Source organism: Luteimonas sp. A501, assembly GCF_054052085.1.
Window position 1 is genome coordinate 707,215 of the sequence record NZ_JBSVRI010000001.1, and the last position, 20,699, is coordinate 727,913.

General features: G+C 65.3%; 12 protein-coding genes. 10 read left to right on the forward strand and 2 right to left on the reverse strand.

What is annotated here, in order from left to right:
• Nucleotides 1–109 precede the first annotated feature (109 nt).
• From ACW7G5_RS03250 to ACW7G5_RS03295, 10 genes are all read left to right on the forward strand, one after another.
• The gene (locus tag ACW7G5_RS03250) at nucleotides 110–2,338 is read left to right on the forward strand and encodes a TonB-dependent siderophore receptor (RefSeq protein WP_457001770.1); all 2,229 of its coding nucleotides are present in this window, start codon (nucleotides 110–112) and stop codon (nucleotides 2,336–2,338) included.
• An 8-nt stretch (nucleotides 2,339–2,346) separates the two neighbouring features.
• The gene (locus tag ACW7G5_RS03255) at nucleotides 2,347–2,631 is read left to right on the forward strand and encodes an iron uptake protein (RefSeq protein WP_457001772.1); all 285 of its coding nucleotides are present in this window, start codon (nucleotides 2,347–2,349) and stop codon (nucleotides 2,629–2,631) included.
• A gap of 14 nt (nucleotides 2,632–2,645) precedes the next feature.
• Nucleotides 2,646–4,319 carry a PepSY-associated TM helix domain-containing protein gene (locus ACW7G5_RS03260; RefSeq protein ID WP_457001774.1) on the forward strand — a complete coding sequence of 558 codons (1,674 nt, stop codon included), beginning with the start codon at nucleotides 2,646–2,648 and terminating at the stop codon, nucleotides 4,317–4,319.
• A complete protein-coding gene (locus ACW7G5_RS03265; RefSeq protein WP_457001776.1) occupies nucleotides 4,312–4,632 on the forward strand; it encodes a DUF3325 family protein in 321 nt (106 codons plus the stop codon). The genes ACW7G5_RS03260 and ACW7G5_RS03265 overlap by 8 nt, the downstream gene beginning before the upstream one ends.
• 205 nt (nucleotides 4,633–4,837) lie before the next feature.
• On the forward strand, nucleotides 4,838–7,972 hold the full coding sequence (locus ACW7G5_RS03270) for a TonB-dependent receptor domain-containing protein (RefSeq protein WP_457001778.1): 3,135 nt from the start codon (nucleotides 4,838–4,840) through the stop codon (nucleotides 7,970–7,972).
• Between the two features lie 47 nt (nucleotides 7,973–8,019).
• Complete coding sequence (locus tag ACW7G5_RS03275) at nucleotides 8,020–9,612, forward strand: alkaline phosphatase D family protein (RefSeq protein ID WP_457001780.1); 1,593 nt, start codon at nucleotides 8,020–8,022, stop codon at nucleotides 9,610–9,612.
• On the forward strand, nucleotides 9,609–10,892 hold the full coding sequence (locus tag ACW7G5_RS03280) for a ComEC/Rec2 family competence protein (protein WP_457001782.1): 1,284 nt from the start codon (nucleotides 9,609–9,611) through the stop codon (nucleotides 10,890–10,892). Before ACW7G5_RS03275 ends, ACW7G5_RS03280 begins: the two co-directional genes overlap by 4 nt.
• A 16-nt stretch (nucleotides 10,893–10,908) precedes the next feature.
• Complete coding sequence (locus tag ACW7G5_RS03285; RefSeq protein WP_457001784.1) at nucleotides 10,909–12,219, forward strand: hypothetical protein; 1,311 nt, start codon at nucleotides 10,909–10,911, stop codon at nucleotides 12,217–12,219.
• Between the two features lie 150 nt (nucleotides 12,220–12,369).
• A complete protein-coding gene (locus tag ACW7G5_RS03290) occupies nucleotides 12,370–13,467 on the forward strand; it encodes an efflux RND transporter periplasmic adaptor subunit (protein WP_457001786.1) in 1,098 nt (365 codons plus the stop codon).
• A complete protein-coding gene (locus ACW7G5_RS03295) occupies nucleotides 13,464–16,535 on the forward strand; it encodes an efflux RND transporter permease subunit (RefSeq protein WP_457001788.1) in 3,072 nt (1,023 codons plus the stop codon). Before ACW7G5_RS03290 ends, ACW7G5_RS03295 begins: the two co-directional genes overlap by 4 nt.
• 168 nt (nucleotides 16,536–16,703) lie before the next feature.
• Here the strand turns inward: ACW7G5_RS03295 and ACW7G5_RS03300 are convergent, their stop codons facing one another.
• Entirely contained in the window at nucleotides 16,704–17,579 is an 876-nt protein-coding gene (locus tag ACW7G5_RS03300) for an RNA-binding domain-containing protein (protein WP_457001789.1), read from the reverse strand.
• Nucleotides 17,580–17,599: 20 nt separating this feature from the next.
• Entirely contained in the window at nucleotides 17,600–20,563 is a 2,964-nt protein-coding gene (locus ACW7G5_RS03305; protein WP_457001791.1) for a putative dsRNA-binding protein, read from the reverse strand.
• Between the last annotated feature and the right edge of the window lie 136 nt (nucleotides 20,564–20,699).

Genomic DNA, 20,699 nt, shown 5'->3' on the forward strand with positions numbered 1-20,699 from the left:
TGATTCGCACGGTCCACGCCGCCGCGAACTGCCACCCGATCCGTCCCGCCAGCCGAGGTCGCCAGCGGACACAGGGCTCGTCCCTACGTCTGACAACCAGCGACCCTCAATGCACCCCACCTGCCAGATCTCTCCGCGGCCCGCCTGCGCTCGCATCGCCGATCCCGCGTTTCGCGCCAGCCCGCTCCGCAGCGCCATCGCGCTGGCCCTGCCGCTCATGCTCGCCACGGCCCCCGGCCTGGCCGCAGCCCAATCCGCCGAACCCGACGCCCAGCCCGCTGCGGAGGCCACCATCACCACCGGCGCCGTCGGCGTCGCCGCCACCGACCTCGACACCATCCGCGTCGTCGGCCAGCGCGCCAACCGGGTCAGCAACGGCGCGACCAACCTCGACCTTTCCATCCGCGAGACCCCGCAGTCCATCAGCGTGGTCACCGCGGAGCAGATGCGCCAGTTCGGCGCCGACAGCGTCAACGAGGCGCTGCGCCTGGCCACGGGCGTGCGCGTGGATGAGTGGGAGACCAACCGCACCAGCTACAGCGCGCGCGGCTTCGACATCCTCAACACGCAGGTCGACGGCATTGGCCTGCCCAACGGCTGGGGCGTGACCACCGGCGCGGTCGATGCCGCCGGCTACGAGAAGGTGGAGGTGATCCGCGGCGCCAACGGGCTGCTGACGGGCGTGGGCAACGCGGCGGGCACGATCAACTACGTGCGCAAGCGCCCCACCAATGAGCGCGAGGGCAGGGTGGGGCTGTCGTACGGTTCGTGGAACACGCTGCGCGCGGAGGTCGACTACTCGACGCCGTTCACCGCCGACGGCACCTGGGCCGGGCGCGTGGTCGCGGCTCACGAGCACGGCGATTCCTGGCTCCAGGCGAACGAGAACGCGCGTGATTTTTTCTACGGCGTGGTCGATGGCCAGGTCGGCGAGAAGGGTACGCTGGCCTTCGGCTATTCGTACCAGCGCGCGGAGTCCGACGGCATCATGTGGGGCGCGCTGCCCTTCACCAACAGCGACGGCACGCAGCGGGCGTGGCCGCGCGGCGCCAGCACCACGCAGGACTGGACGTACTGGGATACCACCGCGCACGCGGCCTTCGCCGAATACACGCACGACGTGGCTGGCGACTGGGAGCTCAGGCTGTCGTACAACTGGCGCCGCAACACCGGCGACGACCGCATGTTCTACGCCTTCGACGGGCCGGGCACGGGGCTCGATCCGGAGACCGGCCTCGGCCTGGCGGGCTACCCCTGGGCCGGCGACGACGAGGCCACGGCGCACCTCGGCACCGCCACGCTCAACGGCACGTACCGCATGTTCGGCCGCGAGCACGAGGCGATGGTCGGCCTGAGCCGCGCGCGCAGCACCACCGACAACCGCGAGCGCACGGCGGACGCTTCGTCGCCGGCGTGGGGCCCGCTGCCGCCGTTCCCGTATCCGACAGACGCGATCCCCGAGCCCGCCTGGAGCGATGCCAACCTCTATTCCGAACTCGACCAGGAGCTCACGCGCGCCTTCGCCGCCACGCGCATCGCGCTCACCGACCGCTTCAAGGCCATCGTCGGCGCCAACCACTCGCGCTACCGCCGCAGCGGGAATTCCTATGACCTGAGCTTCGACCAGACGACGAAGCACACCAGTCCTTACGGCGGCCTGACCTTCGACTTCAGCGACCGGGTGCTTGGCTATGTCAGCTATTCGGACATCTACCAGCCGCAGGACCAGGTGGATGCCAACGACCGCTACCTCGACGCCAGTCAGGGCGTGAACTACGAGGCCGGCATCAAGGCCGACTGGCTGGACGGGCGGCTCTTGACCACCGTGGCGGTGTTCAAGGCCGACCAGGAGGGCCTGGCCACGCCGACGGGTGAGTACAACGAGTTCGGGATGGCGATCTATGCACCGGTGGACGTGCGCTCCAAGGGCGTGGAGCTGGAGGCGGTCGGCCGGATCAACGACAACCTGGACCTCGTCGCCGGCTACACCGCGCTGCGCCTGGACGGCCTCAACGGCCGCGACACCTATCCCTGGGTGCCGCGCCACACGGCCAACCTGCTGCTGAGTGGGCGCTTCCCGACCTACGAGGCGCTGTCCTGGGGCATCGGCGGACGCTGGCAGGGCGGCATCTTCAACACCGAGGCCAGCGGCTACCGGGTACGGCAGGACAGCTATGCGGTGGTGAACGCGTTCGTGGCCTGGGACATCGCGCCCGACGCCACGCTGCGGCTCAACGCCAACAACGTCACCGACGAGAAGTACATCAACACCCTGCGCTACAGCGGGTACTACGGCGCGCCGGCCAACTACACGGTCAGCCTCGACTGGCGGTTCTGATGGTTGCCATGCAGTCCACCACGAGCGTGCTGTCGCGCATCGCCGCCGCGGTGCTCGGTGGCTACGGCTTCGCCTGGGGCGTGGTGGCCGCGGCCACCGGCCTGATGGTCGCCGCCGGCATGGGCTTCCACGACGCCGAATTCCTGTCGAGCCTGCTCGGCGTGCTGGCCTTCCTGTGCGCGCTGCTGTGGGCGGTCGCGGCGCGGCGGCTGTGGCCGGTGTGGGCGGTGCTGGCGATCGGCGGCGCGGTGCTGGCCGGCACGGGATCCGCGGTGCAGGCCGCGCTGACCTGAGGAGGACGCAGCCGATGTTCGCAACGTTCCGCCAGGCGATGGCCTGGCTCCATACCTGGTTCGGCCTGGTGCTCGGCTTCGTGCTGATGGCCGCGTTCTTCTTCGGCGCGCTGTCGGTGTTCGACCGCGAGTTCGACCGCTGGGCGATCCCGGCCACGCGCATCGAGCCGCAGCCCATGCCTTCGTACGAGCAGGTGCTGCGCCCGGCCTTCGAGCGCATGCAGCCGACGGCGCAGGCCATCGATGCGATGCGACCGCAGGTCGACGGGCCCATGCCGGAGCGCTTCGACACCGTCGCCTACTGGAGCGCCTACACCACTCACCGCGATCCGGTGGTGGAGCTGTTCGCGGGTTGGGAGCTGCCGAACGCGAAGCACGATGGCGAGCAGATCTACGCCGAGGCCACCGTCGACCCCCGCGACGGCCACGTGCTGCCGGACGACCAGCTCAAGATCGGCAGCGGCTTCTTCTATCCGATGCACTACGGCCTGACGCTGGACTGGAAGAACCTCGGCGTCTGGATCGTCGGCTTCTCGGCGCTGGTGATGCTGGCGGCGCTGGCCAGCGGCGTGGTGATGCATCGCAAGCTGTTCCGCGAGTTCTTCACCTTCCGCCCGGGCAAGCAGCGGCTGCGCAGCGTGCTCGACCTGCACAACCTGACCGGCGTGGTCGCGCTGCCGTTCCACTTCTTCTTCGCGCTCACGGGCCTGCTGATCTTCGCGGCGACGTACTACTTCCCGCTTGGCCACACCCAGCTGCACGCGCTGCACGACCGTGCCGCGGCGCTGGAGGCGCAGCAGACCGGGCTGCCGCACACGCGCGCCGGCGTGCCGGCGGGCCTGGCCAACGTCGATGCGATGGTGGCCGACGCCCGCGCGCGCTGGGAGCAGGCCGGCAAGGCCGGCGACGTCGGCTTCCTGGTGCTGATGCATCCCGGCGACGCCAATGGCTATGTGAGCGTGTACCGCGCCGGCACCGACCGCATCGCGCTGGTGGGCGACGGCATCCACTTCAAGGCATCGAGCGGCGAACTGATCCGCAAGGACCCACCGCCGACCGCGGTCGGGCGCATGGCCGAGTTCCTCACCGGCCTGCACCTGCAGCATTTCCGCCACTGGCTGCTGCGCTGGCTGTACGTCTTCGGCGGCCTGGCCGGGGCGGTCTGCATCGCCACCGGCTTCGTGTTCTTCGTCGAGAAGCGCAAGCGCCAGCACGCCGCCCGCGGCCTGCAGGGCGCGCGCGTGGTCGATGCACTGGCGGTGGCCTCGGTGACGGGCATGGTGCTGGCCGCGCTCGGCATCCTCATCGCCAATCGCGTGCTGCCCTGGGACCTGCCGGCACGCGGCGACTGGGAGCAGCGTGCGTTCTGGGCCACCTGGGTGCTGGCGCTGCTGCATGCCGCGTGGCGGAGCGCGCCGGTGGCGCGCGGCCTGCCCAATCCGGCGTGGCGCGAGCAGGCGTGGGCGATCGCCGCATTCGCCACCGTCGCGCCGCTGCTCAACTGGGCGACGACCGGGGACCACCTGCTGCGCACACTGTCCGAAGGCTATTGGCCCGTTGCCGGCGTGGACCTGGCGCTGCTGGGCGTGGCCGCGGTCGCCGGTCTCGCGGCGCGCCGGCTGGGCCACCGCGCGAGCGTGCCGGCGCGCAGCCCGCCGAGGCCGGCCGCGGAAGCGCGCCATGCATGACCCCGCCGCGGCTTTCTGGCTGCTGGCCGCGGCGGCGTGCGCCTTCGCCGGCATGGGCTGGCTGGCGCTGGCCATGCCGCCGCACGCGCTGCAGGCCTGGGGCGAAGTGCCCGCGCCGGCGCAACTCAAGCGGCTGCGCGTGGCGGGCTGCGTTGCCATCGCGCTGGCGCTGGCCTGCTGCCTCGGCTGCGACCACGCCAGCATGGCGGTGCTGGTCTGGCTGATGCTGCTGGCCGCGGCCGCGGTGGCGAACGCCTTCCTGCTGGCGAGCCGGCCGCGGCGGCTGCGCCTGCTCGCGCCGTGGCTGCAGTAGGGGCGGATCGCCGACATGGATCGTATCCGCCACGCCGCTTTTCGTGGCTGCGTCTCAGCGTGGCGTAAGTCGCCTGTCACATTCCGCAACGACAATCTCGGTTCCGCATCCACGCGCTGGATGCGGAACGCGGTTGGCGCGCCACGCGCCTGATTCCGGTCTCCAGGAACGCCGCGCCCTCCCCAGCCTGAAGAGATAGTCGTCCATGTCCGTGATCAAGAATACGGCGCTGTACAGCGCCGTGATGGTGGCCCTGTGCATTTCGCCGGGTGCGTTGGCCAATGAACGGGTCGCCGCCCAGGAGCAGTCACCTGGCAACGAGTCGGTCGGCACCGGCACCGTCCTCGGCCGCGTGCTCGACCCGGCCACTGGCGAGTACCTGCGCAATGCGCGCATCAGACTGGACGGGCGTCAGGTGACCACCTCCGGCGACCGGGGCGAGTTCCGCATCACGGATGTCCCCACGGGCGGCCATGTGATCTCCGTCGAGTTCACCGGCTTCAGCCCCGATGAGCAGCAAGTCGAGGTTCGCGCCGGCGAAACCAGCGAACCCGTGTTCGAGATGTTCAGCAGTATCAGCACCGCGCAGGACGCAACACAGCTGGATACAGTGCAGGTGGTGGGAGCCCGCGAAGGCGATGCCAGGGCGATCATGGAGCAGCGCGCTTCGATGAACATCACCAACACCCTGTCGGCGGACAGCTTCGGCGAGATCGGCGACGGAAACGTCGGCGAGTTCCTGAAGTACATGCCTGGTGTGGACTTCGACGTCGTCGCGGACGATGCACCCCGCAATATTTCCCTGCGCGGACTGCCGGCCAAGTACACCGGCGTGACCGTGAATGGCGTCAGGCTTTCCGGAATCGACGCCAACTCGTCCAGCTCGCGGACCTTCAGCTTCGAGCAGATCGCGCTGGCCGGCGTCGACTCGATCAACATCTACAAGACCACCAGCGCGGACATGGACGCCAACGCGCCCGCCGGAACCATCGACATCCGCACCAGGAAGGCCTTCGACCGCAAGGGCCGCAACATCACTTTGAAGCTCGGCCTCACCACGCATTCCAACCTCTGGGACAGCTATGACAGCGGCCCGATCGAGGGCGGCTATGACAAGAAGTTCCTCCCCGTCAGCGAACTCGGCTTCTCCGACGTGTTCCTCGACGGGCGGCTGGGCGTGGCGGCCGGGATCAGCAGCACGACCAACCTGGTCGAGCAGGAACAGGTCACGGCCGGCCGCAACTACGTGCCGACTGCGGCCAGTCCACATGCATATGCGGTCCCATCGATCTCCGCGAACAACTATGGCCGCGAGTACAACCGCCGCGTGGCGCAGGTGGGCCTGGATTTCAAGGCCACCGACCAGTTGATCCTGTCGTTCATGGGCTCGGTCAGTCGTGGCGACATCGAACCGAACATCATCAATCCCGCGCTCACCACGCATGCGCGCTCGCGCGGCGTCATCGGCGATCCATCGCTGGACTTCACCACCCTGGCCGCGCCGACCGCGAACACCCTGAACGTCAACCACACCTACAACTACAAGGTCGGCTACACCCGGAACTTCATCCCGAGCTTTGAATTCAACAGCGAGAACTTCAAGCTCGACGGCAACCTGTTCTCGTCGCGCTCCAACAGCCGCTACGACGCCGGCAAGATGGGCCAGGTCGCGGACCTGCTCAACCCGGTGACTTCGCGCGGCAACTTCTCGGCGTCGCGCGACAGCTGGATGACCCAGGACTGGGACATCCAGCAACTGGATGGCTCGGACTGGTCCGACCCGGACAGTTTCGCCCTCGGGAACTGGGAGGGCTCCACCCGCCCGGCGGTCCGGACGAACTCCGGCAGCAGCGCCGAGCTGGACCATCGCGGTGGCGCCTTGAACTTCACGTTCTATCAGGACATCGGCGATGTGCCTGTGACCTGGAAGACGGGCTTCAAGGCGACCCGGGCCGACTATGGGTTCGACAACAACTCCGACGCCCTCCACTGGACTTACAACGGACCACTGAGCAATGCGGAGTTCCTGCGTGCCGTGCAGAGTGGCAATCAGTTCTCCGCGGGCGACACCGGCATGCACATCAGCACGTTGGGCGGTGGCCACGTGTACGTCCACAGCCTGACCAAGATCTACCAGATGATGAAGGACAACCCGGACGAATGGACGCACGCGATCACCCCGGACAAGTGGTACAACGCATACGTCGCCAACGTCCGTGAAATCGAAGAAAGCGTCAGCTCGCTCTATTTCATGGGAACGGCCGAGTTCACCGGCAAGCTCACGGGCCAGGCGGGCCTGCGCTGGGAGAAGACCGGGACCAGCAGCTTCGATTTCGATCCGCTGAGTCCCGAAGAAGTCATCGCCGCCGGCTACGACGTGTCGCCGGGAAGCGGCCGCGCGACGACCATCGACGGCCTGGAGTACCAGTACCTGACCCGGCCGAAGGTCGAGCGCAAGGGCGACTACGACCAGTTCTTTCCAAGCGCGTCCATCAAGTACAGCGTCACCGACAGCTTCGACGTGGTCGCGGGGTACAGCAAGACCATCCAGCGGCCCGAGGTCGGCGACCTGGCTGGCGTCTGGTCGATCGATTACGAAAGCGAAGACGGCGTGGTGCTCAATGCGCCAAACCAGAACCTCAGTCCGGAGATCTCGGACAACTTCTCCATCCGCGCAGTGAAGTACTTCGAGCCGGTCGGCTTGCTTTCGGTCAACTACTTCCGGAACAAGATCGACGGCCTGATCAATGAAGTCACCCTGAGCCCGGAGGACTTCGGATACATCGGCAATGATCCGGTCGACCTGGTCGTCACCAAGACCAACCTCGACGACTCGATCGAGATCGACGGCTATGAGTTCGAGTTCAATCACGCGATGGACTACCTGCCCGGCATGCTGCAGGGGCTCACCGTGCGTGCTTCGTATACGCACACCAACTCGGACTTCGTCCTGCCGCGCGTTGCCACGCAGGTGGCCAGCGTTGGCCTGGCGTGGAGGCATGGCCGGGGGCGCCTCAACCTCAACACGGTCTGGAGCGATGAGAAGGACCGGGGGCTGACGGGCAGCATCGTCAACGCCCATGGCGTCCGGATGAATCAGAAGCAGCCCTTCGACGACTACATGGAGGTCAACCTGTCCGGCAGCTACACCTTCATCCCGAAGACCAAGGACAACTTCATCGGCCTTGAGGCGTACTTCTCGGCGAACAACCTCTTCGACCAGAACCGGCACACCGTGTACTCGAACGGCGAAACCGGCTTGAGTGACAAGGGGCATCACAGCCAGATCTACATCCACAGCGGACGCCGGGCGGCATTCGGCATCCGTGCCCGCTTCTGACGATGGTCGGGAAGTTGACCAGGATCGTCGGAAGGCAGGGGCATCCCGTGCTCGATCGTCGCAAGTTCCTGATGGGCGCTGGTGGCCTGGTCCTGTTCGCGGGTCTCGGTCGCAGCGGTCACCTGTGGGCGGACCCGAAGTTCAGCGTCTACCCGTTCTCGCTGGGGGTCGCTTCGGGCGACCCCTGGCCGGACGGCTTCGTCATATGGACGCGGCTCGCGCCGGAGCCGCTTGGCGAACATGGCGGCATGCCGATGCTGACGGTGCCGGTGCGATGGGAGGTGGCGGATGACCCGGCGTTCGCCCGCGTGGTAGCGCGGGGCGAGGCGCTTGCGCGGCCGGAGCTGGGCCACAGCGTGCACGTCGAGCTCGAAGGTCTCGCGCCCGCGCGCCCCTACTGGTACCGGTTCATCGTCGCAGGATCGGAGGCCAGCCCGGTCGGCGTGGCGCGGACGGCTCCCGCAGCCAATGACATGCCCGGACAGGTGCGCCTCGCCGTGGCCGGATGCCAGGCGTACTACCAGGGCTGGTTCGACGCGTATCGCCACCTGGGCAGGGAGCAGGACCTCGACGCGGTTTTCCACTACGGCGACTACATCTACGAGGGGCCGGCCGGCCGCCACAAGGACAGGTTCCCGACCTGGGACGCGGATGGCGGACTCGTGGCCGAGCGTGACCACGTTGGCGGCGAGATCCATTCGATCGACGACTATCGCCGGCGGTATGCGCTGTACAAGTCCGATCCCGACCTGCAGGCCGCGCACGCATCGGCGGCCTTCGTGATGTCCTTCGACGATCACGAGGTCGATAACGATTGGGGCGGCGCGTGGGACCAGGACGGTACGCCGCCCGAGGTCTTTGCGCTTCGCAAGTTCGCGGCCATGCAGGCCTGGTACGAGAACCTGCCGGTACGGAAGGCCCAGTTCCCGCGCGCGGATGGCGGCGCACGCCACTTTCGCCGCCTCGACTACGGACGGCTGCTGCGGATGCACGTGCTGGATACGCGAAGCCATCGCTCCAACCAGCGCTGCCTGGATCCGCGATCCGCGCGATGCAGGCATGAGGACGGCAAGCCGTCGAGCATCCTGGGTCAGGCACAGGAGGCCTGGTTGGATGAGGGACTGGGGACCGATGCGCGCTGGAACCTGATCGCCCAGCAGGTGTTCGTGATGCCGCTGAAGTCACGCAATGCCGATGGCAGCGAACAGCCATGGTTCCCGGACAAGTGGGAAGGCTACCCCGGCTCCACCAGCCGCATGATCGATTCGATCACCGACAGGAAGCTGAGCAACGTCGTCATTGCCACCGGCGACGCGCACATGAACGCCATCGGTGAAGTGCCCCTGCGCAGCGACGAACCGGATGGCGCGGCGGCGGCAGTCGAGTTCCTGGCGACCTCGATCTCCTCCAACGGCGACGGCGCGATCGACTCGCCGAACGCCAAGCGGTTCCTGGACGGCGACAATCCGTTCCTGAAGATGGCGGACAACCTGCGCGGCTACCACACCTTCGATATCACGCCCCAGGAATGGCGTGCGGAGGTGAAGGTGATGGACCAGGTGCAACGCAAGGGCGGCACGCTCCGCACCCGGGCGCGATTCGTGGTGACCCCGGACCGCGCGAAGTTGCACGAGGCATGAGCGCCGCCATCGCAACGCAGTGTCGGCGACTGCTACTGCTGTTGGCCGCTGCCCTGCTGGCCGTCGGCCATGCGCTGGCGCAGGCTGGCCCACCGGTCCCCGAGCTTGGCCTGCCGATGCCGCCATGGTCCAGGGGCGAGCTTGATATCCACCACATCAATACCGGTCGTGGTGAAGCGCAACTGCTCATCCTTCCCGATGCCACGAGCCTGCTGGTGGACACGAGCGGCAAGACTCTGGAGCTGCCCCCGTTCTCGCTGCCAACCAGGCCCGATGCTTCGCGTCCGCCCGGTGAATGGGTGGCACGGTACGTCGAGCGCGTGTTGCCGGGACCGGAGAAGGTGATCGACTACGCCGTGCTGAGCCACTTCCACGGCGACCACATGGGCGCGGTCGTTGCGGATTCGCCGGCATCGGGGCTCGGCGATTACCGGCTCAGCGGAATCACCGAGATCGCCGAACACCTGCCCATTGCCAGGATCATCGATCGGGGCTGGCCGGACTACGACTTCCCGGCGCCGATCGCGACGCCGACGATGGAGAACTATCGCCGGTTCCTGACATGGCAGGCCGCGAACCGCGGACTCCAGGTCGAGCGCTTTGAAGTCGGTCGCGCCGATCAGTTGAAGCTGCTGCGTGATGCCGGCGCCTGGCCGCAGTTCCAGATCCGCAACCTGTATGCGAACGGCGTCCTCTGGTCGGGTGTCGGCGAGGGCACGCGCGCCCTGTTCCCGCCCTTGGACAGCCTGGAGCCCGGCGACCGCCCGACCGAGAACACGTTGAGCATCGCGTTCCGCGTGACGTACGGCCAATTCGACTACTTCACCGGTGGCGATCTGTCGTCCATCGATGCAGAAACGGCGTTCTCGCCAGCGCCGTGGAAGGACGTGGAAACTCCGGTCGGGCAGGCCAGTGGCCCCGTGGACGTGATGAAGGCCAACCACCACGGCAGCTGGGATGCCAACAGCATTTCCTTCCTCGCTGCGCTGCGCCCGCGCGTCATCGTCGTCAGTGCGCGCGCCGAAGGGCATCCGGCGGTCAACGCCTGGAGGCGCATGACTTCGAAGAAGGCATGGCCCGGCGAACGCGACATCTTCGTCACCAACGCATCCGAGGCGACGTTCCGGACCACGTATGGCCTGGACCAGGCCCGCAGCACCCGGGGCCACGTGGTGATCCGCGTGGCCGAAGGTGGCCACAGCTACCGCGTCTTCGTCCTGGACGATGAAGACGAACGGATGACCGTCAAGGCGGTGTCCGGCCCATACCCCGCACGCTGACAGAGATCGTTCCCACATGAATCCCACTGTTTTTATTTCGAGCAAGCTGCTGGCCGTCGCCCTGGCAGCGGGCATTTCGTCGCTTTCGGCCGCGCCGGCGCAGGCTTCCGGTTACAGCAATGGCGACTGCGGCACGTTCACTGTCGCGGTGATCCCGGACACCCAGAACTATGCCGACTACCGCCACCAGAAGTGGTCCGGATTCCCGTTCGACGGGATCGAGCAGTATTACGGGCAGATGCAGTACATCGCTGCGAACGCGCGGAGCAACGGCGGCGACATCGTGTTCGCCACCCACGTCGGTGACCTGTGGCAGCACTACTCGGAGTGGATGGACCCGGAGCACGAAGCCCGCGGCTTCAAATGGAAGCCGAACCTGCTCGGCTCGGACGTGGCGCGGTCGCCAAAGGTCCATGTGCGCGGCTACGAGATCCCCGCCGTTGCCCAGGGCTTTGGCCTCATCCAAGGCAGGCTCCCGTTCTCGGTGGTGCCCGGAAACCATGACTACGACGCGCTGTGGACCGATCCTGCGCAGCCCTCTTCAGTCGACCCGGAGACCGGCAAAGTGACAAACGGCGTTCGCCATGTTGGCGGACTGAGCGGCTACAAGACCGTGTTTTCCGACCAGTCGGTCTTCTTCAAGGACCAGCCCTGGTACGTGGGTTCACACGACGACGGTGCCGACAGCGCGCAGGTCTTCGCCGCGGGCGGGTGCAGGTTCCTGCACATCGGCCTCCAGTACCACGCTCCGGACTCGGCACTGGAATGGGCGGCGGACATCATCGCGCAGCATCCCGGCCTGCCGACCATCGTCACCACGCACGATTACCTGGACCGCAACGGCGAACGCAACGTGCGCTCGAATCCGCAGAACAGCGTGCTCGACCCCGAGGACAACAGCCCCGAGATGATCTGGGACGGATTCATCAGCCGGCACGACCAGGTGTTCATGGTTCTGAGCGGCCACATCGGCGGCCAGGGCTACAGCGTGGACCGCAACCGTAACGGGCGCGAAGTGCACCAGGTGATGGCCGACTACCAGAGCCGCGGCCAGACCATCAAGGATGCCGGCGGCACCGGCTCCCTCGGCGACGGCTGGATGCGCCTGCTCGACTTCGACCTGGACGGCCCGCAGCCGCAGGTACGCGTGCGCACGTACTCGACCCATTACGGCAAGCACGCCCACGAAATCCCGGAATACGCGAGCTGGTACAAATCGCGCGAAGGGCAGGCGCAGGTGGTCGATGCGGATTTCCTGGCGCGCGACGAGTTCATCATTCCACTGGCGGATTTCAAGCAGCGGTTCAGCGACCAGACCGCCGAGTGACGATGGTGCTGCGCGCGCCCACGGCGTGCGCAGCACCCCTGAACGCCCGCAGGCGGGTGGTGAGTCGCCTCGACATCCGGCCTTCCTCCATCACCCGTGGATTATCGGTACGCTGATATCTTGCCCGCCGTCCCGATACGAGCCCGTGAGATGCCGATCCATCTTCGACTGCTGGCACTTTCCAGCCTGCTTGCCCTGTCCGCCTGCGCCGACACCAGCGCGCCGGAGGCCACGCCCAGCCTGACCGTAACGCTTGCCACGCCACAGCATCGGGAGGTGGCGCGCGAGGTGGTGGCCTCGGGCGCCGTGGCGGCCTGGGAAGAGGTGTCGATCGGTGTCGAACTCTCCGGCCTGCGCGTGGCCAGCGTGGACGTGGAGGTCGGCAGCGTGGTGGCGCAGGGCGACGTGCTGCTGCGCGTGGACGATCGCACCATGGCGTCGCAGCTGGCCCAGGCCGACGCCCAGGTCAAGGAGGCCGCGACCAACCTCGAGACCACGCGCCGCAAGGCCGCGCGCGTGCGCGAGCTCGCCGATTCGCAGATGGTGTCGCTGCAGGATGCCGAAGAGGCCGAGGCCGCGCGTGACAACGCGCAGGCACGCCTCAACACGGCCATCGCCAGCCGCGATGCGGCGCGCGTGCAGCGCGACTTCACCGTGGTGCGCGCGCCGGTGGCCGGGGTGGTGTCGGCGCGCAGCGTGCAGCCAGGGCAGGTGGTGGGCGCCGGCGGCGAGCTGCTGCGCCTGATCCGCGACGGCCGCCTGGAGTGGCGCGCCGAGCTGGCCGAGGCCGACCTGATGCGCGTGGACGTGGGCACGCCGGTGCGGGTGGAGTCGGCGGCGGGGCTGGTGGACGGCACCGTCCGCCGCGTGTCGCCGGCGCTGGACGTGCAGAGCCGCACGGGCACGGTGTACGTGGACCTGCCCGAACCGGGCGCGCTGCGGGCCGGTATGTTCGCCCAGGGCCGGATCGCGCTCGGCCGGGTGCAGGCGCTGCTGGTGCCGCGCGATGCCGTGGTGCGCCGCGACGGCCGCGCCTATGTGTTCACCGTGGCCGACGGCGGCCGCGTGCGCGAGGTGGGCGTGGACGTGGGCGGCTCTCACGGCGACATGGTCGAAGTGCGAGAAGGCCTGGCGGAATCCGACCGCGTGGTCGCGCGCGGCGCCGGCTTCCTCGGCGATGGTGATCTGGTGCGCGTGGTCAGCGAAGGCGAGGCCGATGCGGCCGCGCCGGGGCCTGACACCCGATGAACTTCTCCGCCTGGTCGATCAATCGCCCGCTGCCGGCGATCCTGGTCTTCATCCTGCTCACAGCCGCGGGCCTGGTCGCGTTCAACAAGCTTGCCGTGTCGCAGTTCCCGGACCTCACCGTGCCCGTGGTCAACGTGACCGTGGTCCTGCCGGGCGCAAGCCCCAGCACGCTGGAAACCCAGGTCACGCGCAAGGTCGAGGACGCTACCGCCAGCATCCCCGACCTGCGCAACATGGCGTCCATCGTCAACGAAGGCGTGTCGACCACCATCCTCACCTTCGAGATCGAGAAGGACGGCACGCTGGCCAAGGACGAGGTGCGCGACGCCATCGACCGCGTGCGCATCGACCTGCCGGCCGACGTCGAACCGCCGATCGTCTCGCTGGTCAACGTGACCGGCGGCGACATGCTCACCTATGCCGTCACCGCCGACGGCTGGAGCGACGAGGAGCTCAGCTGGTTCATCGATGACACCGTCTCCAAGCGGCTGTTTGCGGTGCCCGGCGTGGGCTCGGTACGGCGCATCGGCGGCGTCGACCGCGAGATCCGCGTGGCCCTGCGTCCGGAGGCGGTCCAGGGCTTCGGCGCCAGCCCGGCGCTGATCAGCCAGCAGCTCGCGCGCATCCAGCAGGAGCAGCCCGGTGGCCGCACCACCGTGGGCGGCAGCGAGCAGGCCGTGCGCACGCTGGGCACCGTCGACACCGCCGCGGACCTTGCGGATTTCCCCATTTCGATGCCCGACGGCCGCAGCGTGCGCCTCTCCACCCTGGCCACGGTGAGCGACGGCAGCGCCACCATCAGCCAGCGCACCACGCTTGATGGCCGGCCGGTGATCGGCTTCGCCGTGCAGCGCACCACCGGCACCAGCGAGGTCGACGTCGGCAACGCCGTGCGCGACAGCGTGGCGACGCTTCAGCAGGAGCAGCCGCGCGTGCGCATGGTGGAGGTGGCCTCCACCACCCAGGTGGCCGAGGACTCGTTCGAATCCTCGATGCACATGCTCTACGAGGGCTCGGCGCTCGCGGTGCTGGTGGTGTTCCTGTTCCTGCGCGACTTCCGCGCCACCTTCATCAGCGCCATCGCGCTGCCGCTGTCGATCATCCCGACGTTTGCGGTGATGTACTGGCTGGGCTTCAGCCTCAACATGATCACCCTGCTGGCGCTCGCCGTGGTGGTCGGCATCCTGGTGGACGATGCGATCGTGGAGGTCGAGAACATCGACCGCCACCTGCGCATGGGCAAGTCGCCGAAGCAGGCCGCGACCGAGGCCGCCGACGAGATCGGTCTCGCGGTGATCGCCACCTCGTGCACGCTGGCGGCGGTGTTCATCCCCGTGGCCTTCATGCCCGGCATCCCCGGCAAGTTCTTCCGCGAGTTCGGCTGGACCGCCGCCGCCGCGGTGATGTTCTCGCTGCTGGTGGCGCGCCTCATCACCCCGATGATGGCGGCCTACATGCTCAAGCCCATGCCCGAGCACAAGGGCGACTCGAAGCTGATGCAGTGGTACCTGCGCTTCGTCGACAACTCGCTGAAGCACCGCAACCGCACGCTGCTGATCGCGCTGGCGATCTTCATCGGCTCGCTGGCCCTGCTGCCGCTGCTCAAGGTCACCTTCATCCCGCCGACCGATGGCATCCAGAGCAACGTGCTGATCGAACTGCCGCCCGGCACCGCGCTCGCCACCACCGAAGCCGTGGCCGAGACCGCGCGCCAGCGCATCGCCGACATCCCCGAGATCGAGCACGTGTTCGTGACCGCCGGCAGCAACTCCGGCGCGAATGGTCCGGCCGGCGACCTCACCAGCGCCGAGCTGCGCAAGGCCACGCTCACCATCCGCTGGACCGACGACCGCGACCTCACCCAGTACGAGCTGGAAACGGTCGTGCGCGAGCGTCTGGCCGATCTTCCCGGCGTGCGCCTGAGCTTCCAGGGCGGCGAACCCGGCCGCGCGCTGCAACTGGTGCTGGCCGGCGACGACCCGGTGAAACTGGCCGCCACCGCACGCGACGTGGAGCGCGAGATCCGCCAGCTGCCGGGCCTCGGCACCGTCGGCTCATCGGCCTCCCTGGTGCGCCCGGAAGTGATCGTGCGCCCGGACCCCGCGCGTGCAGCGGACCTGGGCGTGTCCACCGCCGACATCGCCGCCGCCACCCGCGTCGCCACGCGCGGCGACTACGAACAGTTCCTCGCCAAGCTCAACCTGCCCGAGCGCCAGGTGCCGATCCGCGTGCAGCTGGACGAACGCGCGCTGTCGGACCCCTCACTGCTCGGCCAGCTGCGCGTGCCCACCGCCACCGGCGGCAGCGTGCCGTTGTCGTCGGTGGCCGAGATCACTACCGCCAGCGGCCCCTCGCAGATCGACCGCTTCGACCGCCGCCGCAACGTCACCATCACCGTGGACTTGAACGGCATGGCCATGGGCGAGGTGGAGAAGCAGATCGATGCGCTGCCGTCGCTCATCAACCTGCCCGTGGGCGTGGACCGCCAGGCCGCCGGCGACAGCGAGATCTTCGCCGAGATGTTCGGCGGCTTCGCCATGGCCATGGTGGCCGGCATCTTCTGCGTCTACGGCGTGCTGCTGCTGCTGTTCAACCACGCCAGTCAGCCGCTGACGATCCTGGTGGCCGTACCGCTGGCGGCGGGCGGCGCGTTCGGCGCACTGCTCATCACCGGGCTGGACATCTCGCTGTCGGTGCTGATCGGCCTGATCCTGCTGATCGGCATCGCGGTGAAAAACTCGATCCTGCTGGTGGACTACGCCGTGATGGCCGAGGACAAGGGCATGGGCCGGCACGAGGCACTGATGGACGCCTGCCACAAGCGCGCCCGCCCGGTGATCATGACCACGATGGCGATGGGCGCCGGCATGATGCCGATCGCGCTGGGGCTGACGGCGGATGCGAGCTTCAGGATGCCGATGGCGGTGGCGGTGATCGGCGGGTTGATGACGTCGACGGTGCTGAGCCTGATCGTGGTGCCGGCGGCGTTTACGTTGGTGGATGATGTGGAGGAGTGGGTGGTTTCGAAGGTGCGGCGGGGGAGGGCAGGAGACACCGCAGAGGCGTAGCGTGACCGCGTGCTGACGACTCCTTTCGGCCAAAAGCAGACATTCGATGGCCCCAACGACGGATCCGTGTCGTCCCCGAAGTCGGCTTAACTGTTCAATCTCTTGCCATCTCCGAAGACAGCCTCTTTAGCCGAACCATGCCGCATCCATTTCCGGATGTAGACGATCTTATGGCCCGGAGGGCCGGCGCGCTTCGCTAAAATGATCTGCGATGTACGCGATTACCTGCCGAGTTCCCAATTGTTCGGTCTGGGGCCCGGTTCGAACAAAGAAGAGATCCTGATACTGAGATTCACCAGGCGACTTCCACTTGGCAAAAACAGGTCTCGTGCTCGGTCTGCAAGAAACCATAAAGACGGAGTGCGAGTCTAGTGGCACGCATTGCGAGGCGATGAATTCGCAGAACTCAACGCCCACCGAATCTCGAATAATGTTCCAGAAGTGCAGTTGGAATTTGTCTGAGGAAGAAAATCCGTCTGCGGATAGCCCGACAGTCTCACCGCGATCAGAGACGCCGATCAGCAACGTGCCCCCCTCTGAGTTCAAGAACGCGGCGATCGTCTTTATTACCGCAAGTTCCATCGCGGGATCTGGCTTCTTCGTATGTAGATTAATCCTAAGAGTGGACTTGAACTCAACCAGCCTACTTTCGCCAGACCGAATTAGCTCCCTGAGCTCGCTGGCCTCGCGAAGCCCACTCTTTTGCTTCGCGGCCTTAATTTGCGGCCCAAGCTCTTCAACTACCCGCTCCTTCATTACGTAATCGATCGCGCCAAGCCGAATAGCTTGGATGGTTTCCGATTGAGAGCCTTCGCCGGATATGACGATTGCCGGAGGAGCAACGCTAAGCAGCGACAATCGCTCCAAAAGCCAAAGTCCTCCCCATCGACCAGGAGGCATTGCCAGATCAACCAGAACAAGGTCGAAACTCTCAGCCTTCAACATCTCCAGTCCAGTTTCTCCGTCAGGCGCGAATTCAAACTGAGCAGCGGGGTCGGCCGAGTTACGGGCAAAAGCCTTGGCCACGTCCACTTGGTCGTCCACCCACAAAATTCTCATGGCATTTAAGCTTCTCTTGAGGTTGATGACTGTGTTTGAACAGCCTGACGTAGCGGCTCCGCACAAGGCATCTTTAAGTTAAATCGAGTGCCACCAGCGGCATTTCGCTCGAATCTAATGCTCCCGCCCACGTCGCGAGCGAGCATCAGTACTGTGAGCAACCCTATACCTGGACCGTGTCGCTTTGAAGATTCGATGGGAATGCCGCTATTGAGCAAACGTAGCTGTTCATCCGTAAACCCGGGGCCGGTATCATTGACTTCGAACTCGGCCCAACTCGAATCATCCGCGATGATGTAATCAAGATCCAGCTTGCCGCGGCCGCTCATTGCATCCACCGAGTTGCGTGCAATATTCGAAAGAATGGATCGCAAAACCTCCTCGCTCGCCCAGATGGGGCACTCTCCAATAGGTTGGGGCGGTGTAAATGCGATTTCGCTAGGCATCCATTCCCATAGCTCCCGTGACAACGAACGCATTGTGCTATCGACACTAAACTTGGCAATCTCAATCTTTCTGGCGTATCGGATCAGTGCACGTATCGCCTCCAACCGCAAGTTTGCTTGATCCGCATGACGGGTCGCAGTAGACGCTAACGAATATTTATCTTGGACCGATCGCGAGGCTTGAGCTTCCCTGGCGATTGACTCGAAGGCAAGAAGCTCGTTCTTGACGTCATGAAGAACTGAAGCGATTGCGTCCTTCGCGACTGTTTCGAGCTGTCCCTGCATCTGATAGCTGAGCCAACTTCTCAATGCAAACCGGGAGACGCCGCTCTCACAAACGCTCGCAATGTCAACTATGACAGCGCCCCCCGCAGACCTGTTCTGAGTGATTGGTAGCAGCTTGACCAGTACACACCACAGTGAATTGGATTGAAGCGCTGCAAGATAAGATGCCGCGCGTTCCCCCGCATTTAGAGAAAGCCTCAAAACCCCACCTGAGTGTGTGATGGCGAGAGAGTTCTCGGGCAAAGCCTCGTGGCACAAGAGATCGATCAAGTATAGATGTGCACCCTGAACCTCAAGAACGCGCGCAGGCGCGTCACACTTGAAAGAAACGGCCATTCCTCTGCGCCGAAGAAGTAATTCTGCTTGGCTTCCAATCTCTTCTAAAGAGGCCTCGACAACGGCGCCACTAGCAAGTCTGCAGGAAGTGGCCTGAGCAACCAACGAGCGAAACTCAGACGTCTCGCGCAGAGACTCGACTAGGAGGAGAGGGTCTAGGTCCTGCAAGAAGTCTTGGAGCGCGGTTAAGTCTGAAATCAATCGCTCTTGCAGGTCTGCAGTCGCCTTGGAGCTTCGCCCAGCGTTTTCGTAGAAGCGGTAGAGGCTTTCAAGAATGGTGGTGTCCAAATCGGCTGCAAGCTCATAGATGCCAACCAAGAATGACCGATAGCTGAAAAAGTCCTGCTTGTGTAAATATCGAATACCGAGTAGCTCCAGGTTTCCGATTCGGGCAGATCGGGCATTCTGGCTCTGCTCATCTGAGAGGTTGGAAAGCACTTGTGAGATCAGCCATTTTTCAACGGGATCGCGTTCCGCATTACTCCTTCTTGTTGGGGAGCTTGCCAAGCCTAAGGATGCGTCAAACTGGCTCACAATCATCTCCGCCAAGTCACCTTCGATGTCTTTGACCGTTCGGATATCGTGGAGCTTCCCTTCGACTTTTTCCGCATGGATCGAAAGAGAGCTGCCCGTCCGCTCCGACGTGAGTCGCACGCGGGGTGTGACGACAAGCCACGAGCCCACGGCTTCTCTCTTCGTCTGATAAGCAACTCGAACTCCAACCGCCTGACAGCGCTCTTGCAGGCGAGTCTTTGCATCGGTCAGTTGATCTTTAGTTTCGCCCCTGGAAGCTACACGCTCGAAGTGCCCCTGAAGCGAAGGAATACCAGCGATCACGTCCTCGCCAGAGACCAGGCTTGATTCGCGAGACAAAAACAAGGTGCCGAACAGTGCTTGCACCATCTCTGCCTTGACGCCGAGTCGAAGGCTCGTTTCCCCTGGCCCGACCAGTGGAAGACCGCCGTCAAACAAGTCTCGGCAAGCTAGTACAAGAGTTTCGTCTTTGACGGCTATTTTCACTAGCTGAGAAATTCCACCTTGTTCGAGAATTTGCGAAGGCGACTTGAGGCGGAGCAAGGCGTCGGAGCTTGCCCATTGGAGTACTTGGCTCCCAAGAAGAGCCAACAGCTTGTTGTCCTTGCCAAGCCGAGAGCGGGGCTTCTCAGCGCCTACGTAGCTCGAGTGTACGAAGGCATGGGAAATGAGGCGGTCGGTCCAGTCATCCAGCGCAGCGGCCCGTGCCAGGTTCTGCGCTTCTGGAACATTGGGGAGTCTTGAAAGTCTCAGAGCTTCGGTCTTTGGATCAAAGTCCTGCGAAAGTACTTCCGTCCGGTGGGGCAGCTCTTTCGTAAAATGCAGCCTGATGAAGTTTCTGGCGGCCGCCTGCTCTGCCAAGCGCTTTGACGCACCTTCGGCCGTCGCAGATTTTTGCCTGAGGTCGGATACCCTCACCGTAAAGATTTGGTCGTGCTGTGGTCCTTCTCGGGCAATGGTCTCGTACTTAGGAACGCTCCACTTGTGCCGTTGATAGAGTTCTTGCAGATCTGTCTTCGCGTCGTAATCGATTGGAACCTCGAGTTTTCCGCCGATAATATCCTGATGAAGAAGCAGCTTCTTGGTCTCGGCGAACCCGTAACGATGGCAATACGCCCCGATGACCTGGTGGGCCACACTCCGTGCGGTTTGCGGAAGCAATCTCTCCTCCGCGGTCACGCCCGCGCCGTACTGAACCAGATTTTCTTTAAGGAGCTGTGCTGAAAGTCGCTCACTCAGAATCGCTCGTAATGAGGAAATCGCGGTGGTCGCTGAGCCGACTGAACTGCCGGCCGCAGAGCCGAGAATGGAACGCGCAGCAAGCGCGGCGACAGTGGCCTTACCGAGGCTTTCCCAGTTCTCCAGCATTGAGCTCGGAAGCCCTGCTTCGCTGAGAATCGCCTGGGCGTTCGTTCTTGCCGAACGATGATAGAGAGCCGCCCTCAACTCTTGCGGGCTTCGGAGAAGCAGTGAAAGGTCTGGTGGCATAAGAAAGCTCTGTCGG

Bases quoted from the DNA above. Each gene is read 5' to 3' on its own strand.
- ACW7G5_RS03265 (WP_457001776.1), top strand. From the start codon at position 4,312: ATGCATGACCCCGCCGCGGCTTTCTGGCTGCTGGCCGCGGCGGCGTGC.
- ACW7G5_RS03295 (WP_457001788.1), top strand. From the start codon at position 13,464: ATGAACTTCTCCGCCTGGTCGATCAATCGCCCGCTGCCGGCGATCCTG.
- ACW7G5_RS03260 (WP_457001774.1), top strand. From the start codon at position 2,646: ATGTTCGCAACGTTCCGCCAGGCGATGGCCTGGCTCCATACCTGGTTC.
- ACW7G5_RS03255 (WP_457001772.1), top strand. From the start codon at position 2,347: ATGCAGTCCACCACGAGCGTGCTGTCGCGCATCGCCGCCGCGGTGCTC.
- ACW7G5_RS03250 (WP_457001770.1), top strand. From the start codon at position 110: ATGCACCCCACCTGCCAGATCTCTCCGCGGCCCGCCTGCGCTCGCATC.
- ACW7G5_RS03270 (WP_457001778.1), top strand. From the start codon at position 4,838: ATGTCCGTGATCAAGAATACGGCGCTGTACAGCGCCGTGATGGTGGCC.
- ACW7G5_RS03305 (WP_457001791.1), bottom strand. From the start codon at position 20,563: ATGCTGGAGAACTGGGAAAGCCTCGGTAAGGCCACTGTCGCCGCGCTT.
- ACW7G5_RS03280 (WP_457001782.1), top strand. From the start codon at position 9,609: ATGAGCGCCGCCATCGCAACGCAGTGTCGGCGACTGCTACTGCTGTTG.
- ACW7G5_RS03285 (WP_457001784.1), top strand. From the start codon at position 10,909: ATGAATCCCACTGTTTTTATTTCGAGCAAGCTGCTGGCCGTCGCCCTG.
- ACW7G5_RS03290 (WP_457001786.1), top strand. From the start codon at position 12,370: ATGCCGATCCATCTTCGACTGCTGGCACTTTCCAGCCTGCTTGCCCTG.